This is a genomic window from Micromonospora sp. L5, from assembly GCF_000177655.2.
In the GTDB taxonomy this organism is placed as follows: Bacteria; Actinomycetota; Actinomycetes; order Mycobacteriales; family Micromonosporaceae; genus Micromonospora; species Micromonospora aurantiaca.
Genome location: NC_014815.1, coordinates 1122034 through 1140233, shown reverse-complemented (window position 1 = coordinate 1140233; position 18200 = coordinate 1122034). Strand labels below are relative to the sequence as shown.

Sequence of the window (18200 nt, the reverse complement as noted above, 5' to 3'; positions counted from 1 at the left end):
CTCACTGGACCGCGGGCACGTCCACGCAGGGGCCGGCCGCCCACCACTTCTCCACGAGCGCCAGCGTCTCGTCGCCGAACGGGTTGACCCCCGGCCCGGCGGCGAGCGCGTGCCCGAGGTGCACGTGCAGGCACTTCACCCGCCCCGGCATGCCGCCGGCCGAGATGCCGGCGATCTCCGGCACCTCCCCGATCGCCTCCCGGCGGGTCAGGTAGTCCTCGTGCGCCGCCCGGTACCGCGCCGCCAGCTCCGGATCCTCGGCGAGCCGCTCGGCCATCTCCTTCATCAGCCCGGCCGACTCCAGCCGGCTGCACGCCGCCGTGGCACGCGGGCAGGTCAGGTAGAACAGCGTCGGGAACGGCGTGCCGTCCGCCAGCCGGGGCGTCGTCTCCACCACGTCGGGCAGGCCGCAGGGACACCTGTGGGCCACCGCGCGGGTGCCGCGAGGCGGGCGTCCGAGCTGCGCGGCCACCGCGGCCAGGTCGGCCTCGGTGGCCGGCTGGCGTTCCGGCGGGGGTACGGAGTCCGCCGCCGGCTCCTGCGGTGGTACGACGCTCAAGGAAGTGCCTCTCGGATCAAAGCTCACTTGTCGGGGCGCTCGGCGTTGGCCGCCCGCACGCTCCCCCACAGGGTGTCGTACCAGGGCTCGGGCGGCTTCGGCGCCCCCGGCTTCGCGCCCTTGCCGGCGTCCTTCGCGGCGCCCTCCGGGTCGGAGAGCACCACGAGCAGCGTCTCGCCCGGCTTGCCCATGAAGAACCGCTCCCGGGCCTGCGTCTTGACGTACTCCGGGTCCTTCCACTTGGCCGCCTCGGCGGTGAGCCGGTCGATCTCGGCCCGCTGGGCGGCCTGCGCCGCCTCCATCCGCTCGATGTCGGCCTGCTGGTCCAGGTAGACCCGGACCGGATAGGTGTACGCCAGGGCGAGCGCGATCAGCACCGCGAACAGCACCGTGGCGCGCCCGGTGAAGCGCCGGGGTTGGGGTGCGGTGAGCCGCTTGACCGGGCCACCGGCGGCAGTACGCCGGGCCGCGGCGGGGCGGCTCGCGGAGCGTACGCCGTCGGCGGCACGGGACGCGCCGGGTGACCGGCCGGCGGCGCGCGCCTCCGCGCGGACGCCGTTGTCGCGTGCCGTGGACCGGACCCGGGCACCGCCCGTCCGGCCGGGCTGACCCGGCCGGCGGGCGGGCCGCTGGCCACCCGGTGTGCGGCGCTGCTGCATCGTCACACCCCTCCCCCGGAGCGCTCGCTCAGGCCGAACGGTAGCGCGGGAACGCGCCGGCACCGGCGTACCGCGCCGCGTCGGCCAGCTCCTCCTCGATCCGCAGGAGCTGGTTGTACTTGGCCACCCGGTCCGAGCGGGCCGGCGCGCCGGTCTTGATCTGCCCGCAGCCGGTGGCGACGGCCAGGTCGGCGATGGTGGTGTCCTCGGTCTCGCCGGAACGGTGGCTCATCATGCACTTGAAGCCGGCCCGGTGGGCCAGGTCGACGGCGTCGAGCGTCTCGGTGAGCGAGCCGATCTGGTTGACCTTCACCAGGACCGCGTTGGCGGCCTGCTCGGCGATGCCCCGGGCGATGCGCTGCGGGTTGGTCACGAACAGGTCGTCGCCGACGATCTGGATGCGGTCGCCGAGCGCGGCGGTGAGCGTGGCCCAGCCGCTCCAGTCGTCCTCGGCCAGCGGGTCCTCGATCGACACGATCGGGTAGTCGCCGGCGAGCTTGGTGTAGTAGTTGCTCATCTCCTCGGCGCTCTTGGCGCTGCCCTCGAACGTGTAGGTGCCGTTGTCGAAGAACTCGGTGGCGGCCACGTCGAGCGCGAAGACGATGTCGGTGCCGAGCCGGTAGCCGGCCTTCTCCACGGCCTCGGCGATCAGGTCCAGCGCGGCGGCGTTGGTGGGCAGGTTCGGGGCGAAGCCGCCCTCGTCGCCCAGGCCGGTCGACAGGTCCTTCTTCTTCAGCACCGACTTCAGCGCGTGGTAGACCTCGGCGCCCGAGCGCAGCGCGTCCCGGAACGTCGGCGCGCCGATCGGCGCGATCATGAACTCCTGGATGTCGACGTTCGAGTCGGCGTGCGCGCCACCGTTGAGGATGTTCATCATCGGCACCGGGAGCAGGTGCGCGTTCGGGCCGCCCAGGTAGCGGAACAGGCTCAGCTCGGCGCTGCCGGCGGCGGCCTTCGCCACGGCCAGGGAGACGCCGAGGATGGCGTTCGCGCCCAGCTCGCCCTTGTTGTCCGAGCCGTCGATGTCGATCATCTTCTGGTCGATCAGCCGCTGCTCGCTGGCCTCGTAGCCGATGAGCTGGTCGACGATGCGGTCCTCGATGTTGGCGACCGCCTTCTCGACGCCCTTGCCCAGGTAGCGATCCTTGTCACCGTCGCGCAGCTCGACCGCCTCGAACGCGCCGGTGGAGGCGCCGGACGGCACCGCGGCGCGGGCGATCGTGCCGTCGTCGAGCCCGACCTCGACCTCGACCGTCGGGTTGCCCCGCGAGTCCAGGATCTCCCGGGCGACGATTCCCTCGATGGTTGCCACTGAGTCGCTCCTCGTTTGTGTGGTTCCGGTCCGTATGGGCCGCGACGGTGCGGCTGAGGCAGGTGTTGAACGCAGCGTATCGGTCCCCGCCCTGCCGCACCCCGCTCGGGGCGGCCCCCGAGGCGCTTGCTGAGACGGACATTCCCGGATTACCGGTCGTCAACCGGCAACCGGTTTGCGAGACGTTGCGTCGATCGACAAGGCTGGGCATCATGCCTGCCGCCTCGACGACTCTCCGCGTGCTCGCCGCCTCGGTCATCGCGTCGCTCTCGGTCACCGGCTGTCAGGCCCTGGACGACGCGAACGTCGCGCTCGGTCGCGCCGACCTGGTCAACGACCTCGCCGCGCGGATGGACCGGGCGCTGGAGCAGACCTGGGCCGCCGACTACCAGATCGACGGCGGCCGGACCGCCTCGATCGCGCAGACCAAGAAGCCGCTGCGGTCCACGTACACCTGGCCCGGCGGCAAGATCACGGTGACGCAGGAGTCGGTGACCCGGTGCGCGAGCACCGCCGCCCGTACCTCCTGCACCGTCTCGCCGCCCGTGCTCACCGCGGGGAAGCCGTCGGTGATCGTCTACGACGAGGCACGCAAGCAGGGCCTGGTCACGCCGCCCGCGGTGATCCGGCTGCTCACCGAGGCGGCGCTGGCGCCGGAGGCGGTCATCGAGCAGAGCGACACCACTCTCGCCGGACACCACGCCACCTGCGTCGACGTCACCCACGACGGGGAGCGCTTCAACGCCTGCGTGACGAACGAGGGTGTGCTGGGAAGCTTCTCCGGCACGCTCGACGGCAAGCCCGCCGAGGTGACGCTGAGCCGCTACACCGAGAGCGTCGAGGCGGCCGCGTTCGCGGTCCCGGACGGCGCCGGCGTGGTGGACCGCCGCCCGTCCACGTCGTGACCCCGCCCGGGTTCCTGCCTGCTGCCGATCACGGGCGGCCGCCGGAGCCGGACGACCTGGCGCTGCCGGTGGCCGGACGGAAGCTGCTGACCGGCCCGGACGAGCAGCCGCTGCGGATCGGCGCGCTGCCCGGCGACCTCGCCTGGATCCCGGTCGGCACGCTCGACGGCGTCCCGGCGTGGGCGGCCGAGGTGGCCGATCCGGAGTCGCTTCCCGGCCCGTGGCGCGGCTGGCGCGGCCTCGCCGCCGAGCTGCCCGCACCCCGCGCCGACCTGGCCGGACGGGCGCTCGCCGTGGTCACCTGGCGGCGTACCCACAGGTGGTGCGGCGCGTGCCGGGCCGAGCTGGCCGACGTGCCGGGCGAGACCGCGCGGCGCTGCCCGGACTGCGGGCTGACCGTGTTCGTGCCCCTGTCCGTCGCGGTGCTGACCGCGATCACCCGCCCCGGCCCGGCCGGCGGCGTCGACGAACTGCTGCTGGTCCGGCACGCGCAGGGGCCGACGCAGCTGTGGGCACTCGTCGCCGGGTTCGTCGAGGCGGGCGAGTCGCTGGAGGCGGCGGTGCACCGCGAGGTCGCCGAGGAGGTCGGCCTGACGCTGCGGCGACCGGTCTACGTGGACAGCCAGCCGTGGGCGCTGTCCGGGCCGGGCACGCTGCTCGCCGGTTTCACCGCCGAGGTGACCGACCCGGCCGCCGAACCGGTCGTCGACGGCATCGAGCTGACCGAGGCGCGCTGGTTCCCGGTGGATGCGCTGCCCGCCGAGCTGCCGCCCGCGTACTCCCTGTCGCGCTGGCTGATCGACGCGGTCGCCGCCCGGCGGTGACCGCAGGCCGGGTCGCCGCCCGGGCGGTGGCCGTCACACCCCCAGCAGTGTCCGCAGGTGGCGCGGCGGCGGGCAGTCGTGCGCCAGCATGGCGTCGTGCCAGTCGCGCACCGTCACGCCGTCCGGCCGGGCGGCGGCGATGTCGGCCATCTCGCTGTAGCCGACGAAGTACGTGGAGAGCTGCGTCGAGGTGAGCAGCGCCCGCCGCCACTTGCCGGCCGCCTCGCCCTCCTCCTGGAAGCCGCGCCCGGTCATCAGCGCCATCGCCTCGGACTCGGGCATGTCGTCGCAGTGCACGAGCTGGTCCAGCAGCGCGTTGATGGTCATCCGGAGCTGCATCTTGAGCTGCTGCAACCGCACCGGCAGTCCGCCGAAGCCGAGCCCCGCCATCAGCTCCTCGGCGTAGACCGCCCAGCCCTCGACGAACACGCCCGACTCGGTGAGCGCGCGTACCCGGGTCGGGCCGTCGTACCGGCGGGCGTGGGCGAGCTGGAGGAAGTGACCCGGCATCGCCTCGTGCACGGTCAGGTTGCGGATCATGTGGTCGTTGTACTCGCGGTAGAACGACTCGACCCGCTGCGCCGGCCAGTCCGCCGGGGTGGGCGAGATGCAGTAGAACGTCGGCACGTCGGCCGTCTCCAGCGGGCCCGGCGAGTCGCAGTAGGCCACCGCCACGCCGCGCGCGAACTCCGGCATCTCCTGGATCACGCACGGGTCGCCGACCATGCTGACCAGGTCGTGGTGGCGGACGAAGTCACTCGCCTCGTCGAGCGTGACCGAGGCGAGGTCGACGATCGTGGCGTCGTCCGGGTGTTCGGCGGCCAGCAGGTCCAGCGCCCGGCGTACCGTCTCGTCGTCGGCCGGACCACCGACCAGCTCGACCGACGCCGCGCGGATCTCCTCGGTGACCCGGTCGAGGTTGGCCCAGGCGCGGCGCTGCACCTCGGCTGCGCTCAGCTCGGTGTCGAGCGTGTGCCACAGCCGCGCCTCCCACCGCCGCCGGCCCAGCCGCGGGTCACGCCCCGGACCGGCGTCCGCGGCCAGGCCCTGCCGCAGCCAGGCCACGAACTCCTCCAGCGCGGCGATCGCATCGCTGGCCGCCGGGCCGACCCGGTCACGCATCGCCGGCGCCTCGGCGAGCAACCCGGGAACCTCGTCGCGGATCAGCGCCGCCGTACCGGCGAACTGCCCGACCGCCGTCTCCGCGTGGACCCGCGGCATGTCCCGCAGCGTCGCGCGCGCCGTCGACAGCGCATCGGGTACGGCCGACAGACGCCCGACGAGACTGGTCAGGCGCTCCTCGGCCGGGGCGAAGGGACGGGCCAGCAGGGCGTGCAGCAGCGGCCCCGGATTGTGGCGCAGCGGATCCCACTCGTGGCCGCGGATCTCGGTGGCCTCGAACAGTCCCCTGTCGACGAGGCTGGTGAGCAGCGCGTGGTCGACGCTCTCCGCCACGTCGAGCGCGTCCGGGTCGATCTCCGCGAGCGCGTCGGCGGCGTCCTTCAGCATCGCCTGGTCGGCGGCGAGGGCGTCGGCGGAGAGATCGGGCAGCCGGTCGTCGTAGCGGTGATCCCCGGCGGAGGTGGCCAGCCCGGGCCGGCTCTCCAGCAACGCCTCCACGATCCGCTCCGCAAGCGGCCCGAACGACTCCATCCCCCGACCCTACCGATCACCCCGCCCACTCTCCCGCCTCCCCGCCCCCGTTGATCAAGGAGTTCGTGTCCCCGCCAGAGCCCGCCCTCGACCCAAACCCCTTGATCACCGCCGCGAGTCCCCTGGAAGGCCACCGCCTGGGTGCCGGTTGGTCGGCCGCGAGCGCGCCTCCGCCCGAGGCGGGCGTAGATCTTGGACGGAAACGGCCCCTATAGGGGCACTTTCGTACCAAGATCTACGGCGATCCCGGGATGCGGACCGCGGGTCTCGACTGCCGGGAGGGGCGCGGCTGGGCATGGCTGGCGAGGTCCGGCCCGGCAGCCGACTCGGCGATCTTGCACTTTGTGCCCGGGCAGAGGGGGCATTTGCGGCACCGCTCGGGCCGAAAGTGCAAGATCGCGGGGAGAGGGCGGGGCGGGGTGAGGCGGGGGGGCAAGGTCCCGGAGGGCGGCGGGGAGGGCGTTAGGCGGGGTTGGTGGGGGTGGGGCGTTCGGCGGCTCGGATCGCCTCGGCGTACGCCAAGGTGGCCCGGCGCAGCGCGGCCTCCGGGTCGATGCCGGCCTGCCGGGCGGCGGCGACAGTGGCCAGCAGGCTCGCGCCGAGCCGGGCCTCCGGATCCACCTGCGACTCGGCCAGTGGCGGCGGTACGGCGAGGCCCACCCGGCCGGCCCGGTCCAGGATCTTCGCGGCCAGAGAGAGCGCGGGCTGGCTCAGCGCGATGCCGTCCAGCACCGAGTCGCGGGTCTTCTCGGCCCGCTTGATCCGTTCCCAGTTCGCCTCGATCTCCTCGATCGAACCGGCCGGCTCACCGGAGAACACGTGCGGGTTGCGCCGCACCATCTTGTCGACCAGCGTGCCCGCGACGTCGTCGACGGTCCAGCTCTTGCCCTCCGGCAGGTTCTCCGCCAGCCGGGCGTGCAGCAGCACCTGGAGCAGCACGTCGCCCAGTTCCTCGCGGAGCGCGTCGGTGTCGTCGGCGCTGATCGCGTCGTACGCCTCGTAGCACTCCTCCAGCAGGAAACCGGCCAGGCTGCGGTGGGTTTGCGCCCGCTTCCACGGATCGCCGCCCGGGGAGGCCAGCCGGTCCATCACCTCGACCGCGTCGAGCAGCCGGGCGCCGGGCGGATCCCACGAGCCGTACATCAGCTCCAGCTCGGCCAGGCCGGGCTCGCGGGCCAGCCGCAGCCCCAGCTCACGGGCCAGCGTCTCGTCGCCGGCCGGACCGGCCAGCCACACCGCCCCGCCGTGCGCGGCGGCGGCGTCGAGCAGCGCCTGGGTCGCACCCTCGGTCACCACGCTCACGTCGGCGCCGGCCATTCGGACCGCACGGGTCAGCTCGCTCTCCGCACCGGCGAGGACCGGGGCGGAGCGTACGGCGTCCCAGGCGGCCGAAGTCAGCAGGCCGGCGGGCAGCCGGGGTGAGGTGACGAGCAGGACGATCCGCGCGGTCATGCGGCTCCGGGAGCCGGGGAGCCGGAGGCCGGCGCCTCCGGAGTCGAGATGTCGGTGACCGGGCCGTCCTGGTCGACGTACGGCAGGGAGTAGAAGACGAACGACTGGCCGGTGTTGACCAGCGACGGCACGCCCGTCACGCCGAACCGGGGGTTGACGCGGACGTCCGACTTCTCGGCCTGCTCCTGCAGCGCGCTGCTGAGCGCGGTGGCGGTGCGGACGAACCCGGCCTCGCCGAACGCCTGCCGCACCTGGTCGATGCTCAGGCCCGGCTGGATCGCCCCGGTCTCCTCGAGGGCGTGGTAGACGGCCATCAGGGACTCGTCGCTGAGGTCGGCCGGGGGCAGGCTCTGCTGGAGCGTGCCGGAGAGGTCGACCCACTCGCCCCACAGCTTCGTGTACTCGGTGGTCGCCGGCATGCGGAGCGCCTGCTGGATCTGCTCCGGGGAGATCTGGTCGGTGACCTGGAGGCCCTTGTCGGCCGCCACGCGCTTGCCCAGGTCGATCGCGACCAGCAGGTTCAGCACGTCCTGCCGGGTCACCGAGGACCGCAGCTCCGCCGGCGACGGCGTCTGCGGGGACTGGCTACGGACGGCCTCCGCGTACTGCCGCTGCGCGTCCTCGTAGATCGCGTCGACCCGGTCGACGGAGTACCGGCTGTCGCCGACGTAGGCGGCGACGTCCGGGGCGGAGCGGCCACAGGCGGCGAGAGAGAGCGCGGCAAGGGCCGCGACGCTGACGGCGACGAGGGAACGGCGAGCACGCATGAGGGTCACTCTCTCACGCCGAGTACCGGCCTGTGACTCCGCCCACCTCATCGCGCACCCGCCCCGGACCGGGCGGCACCGGCGAACTCCTCGGGCTTGCTGTGTCATCGTCCGCTCGCCACTGTGGGGCTGGCAACACCGGCCAGCTCCTCGGGCTTGCCGAGGACGTCGGCCAGGAGCTGCCCGCACCACTCCAGCAGCGCCTGGTCGCGCAGCGGCTCGCCGCCGATCCGCCGGGTGCTCGGCCGGGGCACGCTGACCTGGTCGAGCGCCTGCTTGTAGACCGAGTCCGGGTGGTAGCGCTTGAGCCGCATCTGCTTCGAGTCGGGCAGCGGCAGCGGGCCGAACCGGATGTGCTTGCCCTGCATCGACACGTCGGTCAGCCCGTAGCGGCGGGCGAGCAGCCGGAACCGCGCCACCGCGACCAGGTTCTGCACCGGCGCGGGCGGCTCGCCGTACCGGTCGGTCATCTCGGCGACCACCTCGCGCAGACGCTCGGAGTCGCGGGCCTCGGCGAGCTTGCGGTACATCTCCAGGCGCAGCCGCTCCACCGCCACGTAGTCGTGCGGCAGGTGCGCGTCGATCGGCAGGTCGACCTTGACCTCCGCCTCCTCCTCCTGCTGCTCGCCCTTGAAGGCGGACACCGCCTCGCCGACCATCCGGACGTACAGGTCGAAGCCGACGCCCTCGATGTGGCCGGACTGCTCGCCGCCGAGCAGGTTGCCGGCGCCGCGGATCTCCAGGTCCTTCATCGCCACGTACATGCCGGCGCCGAGTTCGGTGTGCTGGGCGATGGTCGCCAGCCGCTCGTGCGCGTTCTCGGTGAGCGGCTTCTCCGGCGGGTAGAGGAAGTACGCGTACGCCCGTTCCCGGCCACGGCCGACCCGGCCGCGGATCTGGTGCAGCTGGGCCAGGCCGAGCAGGTCGGCGCGCTCGACGATGAGGGTGTTGGCGTTCGGGATGTCGATGCCTGATTCGACGATCGTGGTGCAGACGAGGACGTCGAACTCCTTCTCCCAGAAGCCGACCATCACCTTCTCCAGCGCCTCCTCGCCCATCTGGCCGTGCGCCACCGCCACCCGGGCCTCCGGGACCAGCTCCCGCAGCCTGCGGGCCGTCTTCTCGATCGACTCGACCCGGTTGTGCAGGTAGAAGACCTGACCGTCGCGCAGCAGCTCACGGTGGATGGAGGCGGCCACCTGACGGTCGTCGTACGCCCCGACGAACGTGAGCACCGGGTGCCGCTCCTCCGGCGGGGTGGCGATTGTGGACATCTCCCGGATGCCGGTGATCGCCATCTCCAGCGTGCGCGGGATCGGGGTGGCCGACATGGCGAGCACGTCGACCGAGGCGCGGAGCGTCTTCAGGTGCTCCTTGTGCTCGACGCCGAACCGCTGCTCCTCGTCGATGATGACCAGCCCCAGAGACTTGAACCGGGTGGCCGCCTGGAGCAGCCGGTGGGTGCCGATGACGATGTCGACGGTGCCGGCGGCGACCATCTCCAGCGTCTGCTCGGACTCCTTCGGCGTCTGGAACCGGGACAGCTGCCGGATCGACACCGGGAACTGGCTCATCCGCTCGGCGAACGTGTTGTAGTGCTGCTGCACCAGCAGCGTGGTCGGCACCAGCACGGCCACCTGCTTGCCGTCCTGCACCGCCTTGAACGCCGCCCGTACCGCGATCTCGGTCTTGCCGTAGCCGACGTCGCCGCAGATCAGCCGGTCCATCGGGACGGTCTGTTCCATGTCCCGCTTGACCTCCTCGATGGCGGCCAGCTGGTCGGGCGTCTCCTGCCAGGGGAACGCGTCCTCCAGCTCACGCTGCCACGGGGTGTCGGGACCGAAGTTGTGCCCCTTCGACGCCTTGCGCGCGGCGTAGAGCTGGATGAGCTGCGCGGCGATCTCCCGGACCGCCTTGCGGGCCCGCGCCTTGGACTTCTGCCAGTCCGAGCCGCCCATCTTGTGCAGCGTGGGCTGCTCACCGCCGACGTAACGGGAGAGCTGGTCGAGCTGGTCGGTGGGGACGAACAGGCGGTCGCCGGGCTGGCCGCGCTTGCTCGGCGCGTACTCGATGACCAGGTATTCGCGGCTGGCGCCGTTCACCGTGCGCTGCACCAGCTCCACGTACCGGCCGATGCCGTGCTGCTCGTGCACCACGAAGTCGCCGGCCTTCAGCTCCAGCGGATCGATGGTGTTGCGCCGCCGGCTGGGCATCTTGCGCATGTCGCGGGTGGAGGTGCCCCGGCCACCGGTGACGTCGTTGCCGGTGAGCAGCACGAACTTCGACGCCTCGTCGACGAAGCCGGCGGTCAGGCAGCCGCAGGACACGAGCAGTTCGCCCGGTGCCGGTGCGGCGGGCACCTCCTCGGTGAGCCGGGCGCCGAGACCGGCGTCGCGGAGCACCTCGACGGCCCGCTGGGCGGGGCCGTGCCCCTCGAACACGAGCGCGATCGACCAGCCCTCACCGGCCCAGCGCTTCAGGTCGTCGACCACCCGGGCGGTCTCGCCGTGGTAGAGCGGGGCCGGCTGGGCGGCCAGGCTCACCGCGATGGCGTCGTCGGGGGTGACGTCGACAGCGGCCGGCTCGTCCTCCCAGGGCTGCCGGGCCGGCGCCGCGTCCGCCTCGACCAGGCCGAACGGCGCGAGCGTCCACCAGGGCTGGCGCAGGGCGCGGGCTGCCGTGCGTACCTCGGCCAGGGTCTTGAAGGCGGCGGCGCCGAGGTCGACAGGGGCCTGGCCGCCGACGGCGGCTGCGGCCCAGCTGGCCTGGAGGAACTCCTCCGAGGTACGGACCAGGTCGTGCGCGCGGGTGCGGATGCGCTCGGGGTCGCAGAGGAGTACGTGGGTGCCGGCCGGCATGCAGTCGACGAGCAGTTCCAGCGCGTCGGCGCCGATCAGGGCCGGAGCGAGCGACTCCATGCCCTCGACCGGGATGCCCTCGGACAGCTTGTCCAGGATCTCGGCCAGCTCGGGGTGCTCGGCGGCGAGCGCGGCGGCCCGCTCCCGCACCGCCGGGGTCAGCAGCAGTTCCCGGCACGGCGGCGCCCACATCTGCGCCACGCCCTCGATGGTGCGCTGGTCGGCCACCGCGAAGGTGCGGATCTCCTCCACCTCGTCGCCCCAGAACTCGACCCGGGACGGGTGCTCGTCGGTGGGCGGGAAGACGTCCAGGATGCCGCCGCGTACGGCGAACTCGCCGCGCTTGGTGACCAGGTCGACCCGGGCGTACGCCATGTCGGTGAGCCGGCGGGCGACCTCCTCCAGGTCGGCCTCGTCCCCGGCGGCGAGCTGCACCGGCTCCAGGTCGCCGAGGCCCTTGAGCTGCGGCTGGAGCAGCGAGCGCACCGGCGCGACGACGACCCGCAGCGGCCCGGTGCGGCCGTGCGCGTCGGCGGCGTCCGGGTGGGCCAGCCGGCGCAGCACGGCGAGGCGCCGCCCGACCGTGTCGGATCGGGGCGACAGGCGCTCGTGTGGCAGCGTCTCCCAGGACGGGAAGACCGCCACCTGCTCCGGCGGCAGCAGGCTGCCCAGCGCGGAGGCCAGGTCGTCGGCCTCGCGGGTGGTGGCGGTGACCGCGAGCACCGGGCGGCCCGCGCCTCCGGCCGGCTCGTCGGCGGCGACCGCTGCCACAGCGAACGGGCGCAGCGCGGCCGGGGCGGTGAGGTCGAGCCCGTCGACCTGCGCGGCACCGGAGCGCGCCAGGTCACGCGCCCGGGCCAGCCCCGGGTCGGCCAGGGCGGCGGAGAAGAGTCCGGTGAGCATCAGTGATCACTTCCAGCGGATCGACACACGACGACGACCCCGCGTCCAGCCGGACGGGGGGTGCACCGTTCGAGCCTATCCCCCTCCACCGACGAACCGGGCCCGCCCGATGTTGGATCTTGACCGGCTGCGACCGGGCGTGGTGCGGTGGGCGGATGGTCGAGTATCGGACGGTCTTCGACGCCGAGGTGGTTTTCTCCAACGGTGGCGGTCTGCGCACCGACGGGTTCCGGCTGGACGTGCCGCACCCCGACGTCACCGACGACGAGGTGGCCGCGCTGCTGGTCCGGCACCTCGGGCTGCTCATGGTCGGCGAGGTACGGATCACGAACCGGACCGTCGTCGAGGAGCCGCACAAGGGCGGGCGCGGGGTGACCGCCCCGGCCACGGGCGGCGGGCGGAAACTCGTCGAGCTGAGTCACGTGATCACCGACGGCCTGGTCACGCTGCCCGGCTGGCCCGCACCGGCGATCAGCGAGTGGCTGACCCGGGAGGCGTCCCGGAGCCGGTACGCGCCCGGTGTCGAGTTCCAGGTCGGGCGGATCGACATGATCGCCAACACCGGCACGTACGTGGACACGCCGTCGCACCGCTTCGCCGACGGCCCGGACCTGACCGGGGTGCCGCTGGACCGCCTCGCCGACCTGCCCGGCCTGGTGGTACGCGTGCCGGCCGGTACGCGGGCGGTGGACCGGCTGATGCTCGCCCCGTACGACGTGGCCGGGTGCGCGGTGCTGCTGCACACCAGGTGGGACGCGCACTTCGGCACCGACGCGTACGCCGCACCGGACGCGCCCTACCTGACCGGTGACGGCGCCCAGTGGCTGGCCGAGTCGGGCGCGGCGCTCGTCGGCATCGACTCGATCAACATCGACGACATGACGGCGGCGGCAGCAGGTCAGCGCCCGGCGCACACCGGTCTGCTGGCCGCCGGGGTGCCGATCGTGGAGCACCTGACCGGCCTGGACGCGCTGCCGCCGACCGGCTTCCGGTTCACCGCCGCTCCGCCGCGGGTCGCCGGCATGGGCACGTTCCCGGTGCGCGCCTTCGCCGTCGTCGACGCCTGACCCGCGCCGTCGGCCCCGACGCCGCCGTCAGTAGCGCACGGCGATGCGGCGCTCGGCCGCGTCCACGCGGATCTCGCCGCCGTACGGGATGATCACCTGCGGGTCGGTGTGGCCCAGGTCGACGTCGAAGACCACCACCGGGTCGCCGGCGTAGGGGGCGAGCGCCGACAGGATCGCCGCCCGCTGGTCGGCGGCCCAGGCCAGCCGCTCCGCGACCGAGTGCGGCCGGTCGAAGTCCCACGCCTTGGGGCGGCCCACCACGATCGCCGGGACGGCGGCGAGCAGACCCCGCTCGCCCATGTTGCGCACGATCCGGAAGACCTCCTGCGCGGTGGGCATCTCCTCCGACGTCTCCAGCACCAGTACCGAGCCGGCCAGGTCGGCCGCGCGCGGAACGCGGTCGGCCGCCATCAGCCAGTGCAGGATCTCCAGGTTGCCGCCCCACGTCCGGCCCTGCACCACCCGGGCCGGGCCGTGCCAGCGCCAGCCCTCGGACGGGTACATCGGCGGCTCCTCGGCGAGCGTGGCCGGGTCACTCCAGTCGCGCGGCTCGTCGCCCCACTCGGAGGCGGCGGTCAGCTCGTACCAGCCGGTGGTGAACAGCGCGGCGCGCAGCGAGTCGAGCGTGAGCGGGTGCGGCTTGCCGGAGCGCCCGAGGTGCACGAGCACGGAGCCGCCGTGGTAGCCGACGACGCCCAGCCGGTACAGGTGGTTGAGCACGTTGGTGTTGTCCGAGTAGCCGAAGTACGGCTTCGGGTTGGCCCGCAACACGTCGTCGTCCAGGTACGGGGTGACGGTGATCAGGTCGTCCCCGCCGACCGTCGCCAGCACGGCGGTGATCGTCGGGTCGGCGAACGCGGCGGTCAGGTCACGCGCCCGGTCGCGCGGGTCGGCGCCCATGACCCGGGTGGTCGGATACTCCACCGGTTCCAGCCCCAGCTCGTCGCGAAGCCGGCGCAGGCCCAGCTCGTACACGTGGGGGAAGAGACCCGGCAGGCCGGCGGAGGGTGAGACGACCGCGACCCGGTCGCCGGGCTGCGGTTTGGCGGGATAGACAGGCACCGTCATGGCCCGACGTTATCGGCCCGGGCCAGCGGTTTTCGCCCGACGAAACCCCATGAGCCGGGCATATGCCCGCAATAGGCTGAGGCCGTGGACGACGAGCCGGAGCTGCGTACCCGGGACTGGCTGCCCCGCACGGCGGCGCTGATCCTCGGCACCCTGGCGCTGGCCAGCGCGTTCATCGCCGCCTACGTCGGCGCGCTGCACAAGCCGGACCCGCGCGACGTGCCGGTCGCCGTCGTCACGAGCGACCAGCAGGCCCAGGCCGTGATGTCCGCCGTCCGCGCCCGCACCGACACGATCAAACCCGTCGGGTACGACAGCCGCGACGCCGCCTCCGACGGTCTCACCGACAGATCGGTGTACGCGGTGCTCAGCTCCGCCCCCGACGGCGGCCTGACGCTCGCCACCGCCAGCGCGGGAGCGCCCGCCGCCACCGAACTCGTCACCGACGTGTTCACCGAGGCGGCCCGGCAGGCCGGGGTGCCACTGGAGGTCACCGACGACGTGCCGGTCTCCGCCGACGACCCGCGGGGCCTGGTCCCGTTCTACCTGGCCGTCGGCGTGGTGCTCGGCGGCTACCTGGCGTCCACGGCGCTCGGCATCTCGCTCGGCACCAGCCCGCGCGACCTGCGCCGGGCCGGGCTGCGGATCGCCACGCTCGCGGTGCACGCGATCCTGCTCGGCGTCATCGGGGCGATCCTGGTCGGGCCGGTGCTCGGCGTGTTCCCCGATCAGGTGGCGACGGTGGCGGTGGTCGGCGCGCTCGCCGCGTTCGCGGCCGGGATGGTCGCCGCCGCCGTCCAGGGCTGGCTCGGGCTGCTCGGCACCGGCATCGTGATCCTGCTGCTCGTCGTGCTCGGCAACCCCGGTTCCGGCGGCATCTACGCGCCCGAGTTCCTGCCGCCGTTCCTGCGCGGGATGCACCGCTGGAACGTTCCGGGCCTCGCCACCGACCTGTTCAAGTCGGCCATCTACTTCGACTGGCGCGGCGGCGGCTGGGCACTGACCGGACTGCTGGTCTGGGTGGTCGCCGGCCTGACCGGCCTGCTCACCGCGACCGTGTTCCGGGCACGCCGCCGGCCGAAGGCGGGACGGCACGCCGGCGAGCGGGGCTGACCGGCGGACCGTCCCAGAGTGCAGATCATCACGCCGTCCCCCTCCTGTCCGCCGGGGCCGCGCGGATACCATCCAGAGGAGTCGGACAGCGCTGTCCTTCGTCCTCGCGTAAGGAGCGCAACCGTGACCGACCAGCACGACCACGACGGCCCCGACGCCGCTCTCCGGGCCGACATCCGCCGCCTCGGCACGCTGCTCGGGCAGACCCTCGCCCGTCAGGAGGGCCGGCCGCTGCTCGACCTGGTCGAGGAGATCCGCGCCCAGGTCCGCTCCGACGTACCGGCCGCGGCCCAGCGCCTCGCCGGGCTCGACGTCACCACCGGCACGAAGCTGGCCCGCGCCTTCTCCACCTACTTCCACCTGGCGAACATCACCGAGCAGGTGCACCGCGCCCGGGACCTGCGCCGCCGCCGCGCCACACACGGCGGCTGGCTGGACCAGGCGGCCAAGATGATCGCCGAGCGGGGCGTACCGGCCGAGGAGATCGCCGCCGCGGCCCGCCGGCTGGCCGTACGCCCGGTCTTCACCGCCCACCCCACCGAGGCGGCCCGCCGGTCCATCCTGTCCAAGCTGCGCGCCGTCGCCGACGAGCTGGACACCGAGACCGCGAACGCGATCCTGTACGGCGCCAGCGACGAGGGCCCGGCGAACCGGCGCCTGGCCGAACTGCTCGATCTCATGTGGCAGACCGACGAGCTGCGGCTGGACCGGCCGGACCCGACCGACGAGGCGCGCAACGCGATCTACTACCTGCGCGACCTGTACGCCGAGGCCGCGCCGCAAGTCCTCGACGACCTCGCCGACACGCTGCGCACGCTCGGCGTGGAGACGTCGCCGACGTCCCGCCCGCTGAGCTTCGGCACCTGGATCGGCGGTGACCGCGACGGCAACCCGTTCGTCACGCCGGTGGTCACCCGCGAAGTGCTGCGCATCCAGCACGAGCACGGCATCGCCGCCACCGAGAAGGCGATGGACGAGCTGATCACCGAGGTCAGCGTGTCCCGGCGGCTGCGTGCGGTGTCGCTCGACCTGTCCGCCAGCCTGGCCAAGGACCTGGACGCGCTGCCCGAGGTGGCGCCCCGGTTCCGCCGGGTCAACGCGGAGGAGCCGTACCGGCTCAAGGCGCGGTGTGTGAAGGCGAAGCTCGCCAACACCCGGGAGCGGCTGCGTGCCGACACCCCGCACGTGCCGGGGCGGGACTACCGGGGCTCGTCCGAGCTGATCGCCGACCTGGAACTGCTGCGCGCCTCGCTGGCCCGCAACTCCGGCCAGCTCACCGCGGTCGGGCGGCTGGCCTCGGCCATCCGTACGGTGTCCGCGTTCGGCCTGCACCTGGCCACCATGGACATCCGGGAGCACGCGGAGAAGCACCACGAGGTGCTGGCCCAGCTCTACGAGGCGGTCGGCGAGGTCTCCGACTACCCGGCACTGTCCCGGCTGGAGCGCACCAAGCTGCTCGCCGACGAGCTGACCGGCCGGCGGCCGCTCTCCACCCAGGACAGCCCGCTCACCGAGTCGGCCCGCAAGACGTTCGACGTGTTCGCGGCGATCCGCGAGGCGCAGGACCGGTTCGGCCCCGAGGTCATCGAGTCGTACATCATCTCGATGACGCTCGGCGTCGACGACGTGCTGGCCGCCGTGGTGCTGGCCCGCGAGGCCGGCCTGGTGGACGTGCACTCCGGGCGGGCCCGCATCGGCATCGTGCCGCTGCTGGAGACCCCGGCCGAACTGAACGCCGGTGGTGAGCTGCTGGACGAGTTGCTGTCGCTGCCCGCGTACCGGGCGCTCGTGGCGGCCCGGGGCGACGTGCAGGAGGTGATGCTCGGCTACTCCGACTCCAACAAGGAGGCGGGCATCACCACCAGCCAGTGGTCCATCCACCGGGCGCAGCGCTCGCTGCGGGACGTGGCCGCGCGGCACGGCGTGCACCTGCGGTTGTTCCACGGCCGCGGCGGCACCGTCGGCCGTGGTGGCGGCCCCACCCACGACGCGATCCTGGCTCAGCCGTACGGCACGCTGGACGGCGCGATCAAGGTGACCGAGCAGGGCGAGGTCATCTCCGACAAGTACACGCTGCCGGCGCTGGCCCGGGAGAACCTGGAACTGACGGTGGCGGCGGTGCTCCAGGCGACGCTGCTGCACACCGCGCCCCGGCAGCCGGCCGAGATGCTGGAGCGCTGGGACGCGGCGATGGACGTGGTGTCCTCCTCGGCGTTCCGGTCGTACCGGTCGCTGGTCGAGGAGCCGGACCTGCCCGCGTACTTCTGGGCCTCCACGCCGACCGAACTGCTCGGCGCGCTGAACATCGGCTCCCGGCCGGCGAAGCGCCCGAACACCGGCGCCGGCCTGTCCGGCCTGCGCGCCATCCCGTGGGTGTTCGGCTGGACGCAGACCCGGCAGATCGTGCCGGGCTGGTTCGGCGTGGGTTCCGGTCTGGCCGCCGCGCGGGCGGCCGGGCTGGCCGACGTGCTCGCCGAGATGAACCGGAACTGGCACTTCTTCCGCACGTTCCTGTCGAACGTCGAGATGATGCTGACCAAGACCGACCTGACCATCGCCCGGCGGTACGTGGAGACGCTGGTGCCGAAGAAGCTGCACCCGATCTTCGACAAGATCGAGCAGGAGTACGAGCTGACCAAGCAGGAGGTGCTCGCGGTCACCGCCGCACCGGCGCTGCTGGACAACTCGCCGGTGCTCCAGCGCACGCTCGCCGTGCGGGACACCTACCTGGAGCCGCTGCACCACCTCCAGGTGGCGTTGCTGCGGCAGTACCGCGAATCCGGCGCCGCCGGGCGTGCGGTGGTGACCGCGCCGGGTGGGCGGCGTGCCCCGAACGACGGTACGGCGCTGGAGCGGGCGCTGCTGACCACCGTCAACGGCATCGCCGCCGGCATGCGCAACACCGGCTGAGATGTAAGGAAGGGCCCCCTCTTAACGCCTCGTGCATAAGAGGGGGCCCTTCTTAACGCCTGCGCCCGGCGCGCCGCGAGCGGCGCCCGACGCGAGCGGCGCCCGACGCGCGGCGGCGTCGACTAGGGCGTGTCCTGCCGATCTTGTAGG

Annotated in this window: 13 protein-coding genes; 5 read left to right on the top strand and 8 right to left on the bottom strand. The window is 73.2% G+C overall.

All coding sequences use genetic code 11. The annotated features are described in order from the left end of the window. Window position 1: 1 nt before the first annotated feature. The 3 genes from ML5_RS05710 to eno are packed head-to-tail and all read right to left on the bottom strand — an operon-like array spanning window position 2 to window position 2530. On the bottom strand, window positions 2-559 hold the full coding sequence (locus tag ML5_RS05710; protein ID WP_013284095.1) for a DUF501 domain-containing protein: 558 nt from the start codon (window positions 557-559) through the stop codon (window positions 2-4). Between the two features lie 23 nt (window positions 560-582). Then, entirely contained in the window at window positions 583-1218 is a 636-nt protein-coding gene (locus ML5_RS05705; protein ID WP_013284094.1) for a septum formation initiator family protein, read from the bottom strand. A 28-nt stretch (window positions 1219-1246) separates the two neighbouring features. Further along, window positions 1247-2530: a phosphopyruvate hydratase gene (gene eno, locus ML5_RS05700; RefSeq protein ID WP_013284093.1), complete on the bottom strand. Its 1284-nt coding sequence runs from the start codon at window positions 2528-2530 to the stop codon at window positions 1247-1249. A gap of 212 nt (window positions 2531-2742) precedes the next feature. Here eno and ML5_RS05695 point away from each other — a divergent pair, with 212 nt between their 5' ends. Then, window positions 2743-3435 carry a hypothetical protein gene (locus ML5_RS05695; RefSeq protein ID WP_013474041.1) on the top strand — a complete coding sequence of 231 codons (693 nt, stop codon included), beginning with the start codon at window positions 2743-2745 and terminating at the stop codon, window positions 3433-3435. Continuing rightward, window positions 3432-4259, top strand: a complete 828-nt coding sequence (locus ML5_RS05690) for an NAD(+) diphosphatase (protein WP_013474040.1) — start codon at window positions 3432-3434, stop codon at window positions 4257-4259. Before ML5_RS05695 ends, ML5_RS05690 begins: the two co-directional genes overlap by 4 nt. Window positions 4260-4292: 33 nt before the next feature. Here ML5_RS05690 and ML5_RS05685 read toward each other — a convergent pair whose 3' ends face one another. From ML5_RS05685 to mfd, 4 genes are all read right to left on the bottom strand, one after another. After that, the gene (locus tag ML5_RS05685) at window positions 4293-5912 is read right to left on the bottom strand and encodes a DUF885 domain-containing protein (RefSeq protein ID WP_013474039.1); all 1620 of its coding nucleotides are present in this window, start codon (window positions 5910-5912) and stop codon (window positions 4293-4295) included. Window positions 5913-6374: 462 nt separating this feature from the next. Beyond that, window positions 6375-7364, bottom strand: coding sequence for a nucleoside triphosphate pyrophosphohydrolase (locus tag ML5_RS05680; protein ID WP_013474038.1), 990 nt, complete (start codon window positions 7362-7364; stop codon window positions 6375-6377). Next, window positions 7361-8131, bottom strand: a complete 771-nt coding sequence (locus ML5_RS05675) for a hypothetical protein (protein WP_013474037.1) — start codon at window positions 8129-8131, stop codon at window positions 7361-7363. The genes ML5_RS05680 and ML5_RS05675 overlap by 4 nt, the downstream gene beginning before the upstream one ends. Window positions 8132-8235: 104 nt before the next feature. Then, window positions 8236-11892, bottom strand: a complete 3657-nt coding sequence (mfd, locus tag ML5_RS05670; RefSeq protein ID WP_013474036.1) for a transcription-repair coupling factor — start codon at window positions 11890-11892, stop codon at window positions 8236-8238. Between the two features lie 155 nt (window positions 11893-12047). On the opposite strand from mfd, the gene ML5_RS05665 reads away from it, so the two are divergent. Next, the gene (locus ML5_RS05665; protein ID WP_013474035.1) at window positions 12048-12959 is read left to right on the top strand and encodes a cyclase family protein; all 912 of its coding nucleotides are present in this window, start codon (window positions 12048-12050) and stop codon (window positions 12957-12959) included. Window positions 12960-12986: 27 nt separating this feature from the next. Here ML5_RS05665 and ML5_RS05660 read toward each other — a convergent pair whose 3' ends face one another. After that, window positions 12987-14027, bottom strand: a complete 1041-nt coding sequence (locus ML5_RS05660) for a S66 peptidase family protein (protein ID WP_013474034.1) — start codon at window positions 14025-14027, stop codon at window positions 12987-12989. Window positions 14028-14111: 84 nt separating this feature from the next. On the opposite strand from ML5_RS05660, the gene ML5_RS05655 reads away from it, so the two are divergent. Together ML5_RS05655 and ppc are read left to right on the top strand one after the other, a co-directional pair. After that, window positions 14112-15140: a membrane protein gene (locus tag ML5_RS05655; RefSeq protein WP_013474033.1), complete on the top strand. Its 1029-nt coding sequence runs from the start codon at window positions 14112-14114 to the stop codon at window positions 15138-15140. Between the two features lie 123 nt (window positions 15141-15263). Next, entirely contained in the window at window positions 15264-18050 is a 2787-nt protein-coding gene (gene ppc, locus ML5_RS05650; RefSeq protein WP_013474032.1) for a phosphoenolpyruvate carboxylase, read from the top strand. The last annotated feature ends 150 nt before the right edge of the window (window positions 18051-18200 follow it).

Excerpts from the sequence above, each read along its gene's own strand:
- ML5_RS05705 (WP_013284094.1), bottom strand. The coding sequence starts at position 1,218 with ATGCAGCAGCGCCGCACACCGGGTGGCCAGCGGCCCGCCCGCCGGCCG.
- ML5_RS05695 (WP_013474041.1), top strand. The coding sequence starts at position 2,743 with ATGCCTGCCGCCTCGACGACTCTCCGCGTGCTCGCCGCCTCGGTCATC.
- ML5_RS05685 (WP_013474039.1), bottom strand. The coding sequence starts at position 5,912 with ATGGAGTCGTTCGGGCCGCTTGCGGAGCGGATCGTGGAGGCGTTGCTG.
- ML5_RS05680 (WP_013474038.1), bottom strand. The coding sequence starts at position 7,364 with ATGACCGCGCGGATCGTCCTGCTCGTCACCTCACCCCGGCTGCCCGCC.
- ML5_RS05675 (WP_013474037.1), bottom strand. The coding sequence starts at position 8,131 with ATGCGTGCTCGCCGTTCCCTCGTCGCCGTCAGCGTCGCGGCCCTTGCC.
- mfd (WP_013474036.1), bottom strand. The coding sequence starts at position 11,892 with ATGCTCACCGGACTCTTCTCCGCCGCCCTGGCCGACCCGGGGCTGGCC.
- ML5_RS05665 (WP_013474035.1), top strand. The coding sequence starts at position 12,048 with ATGGTCGAGTATCGGACGGTCTTCGACGCCGAGGTGGTTTTCTCCAAC.
- ML5_RS05660 (WP_013474034.1), bottom strand. The coding sequence starts at position 14,027 with ATGACGGTGCCTGTCTATCCCGCCAAACCGCAGCCCGGCGACCGGGTC.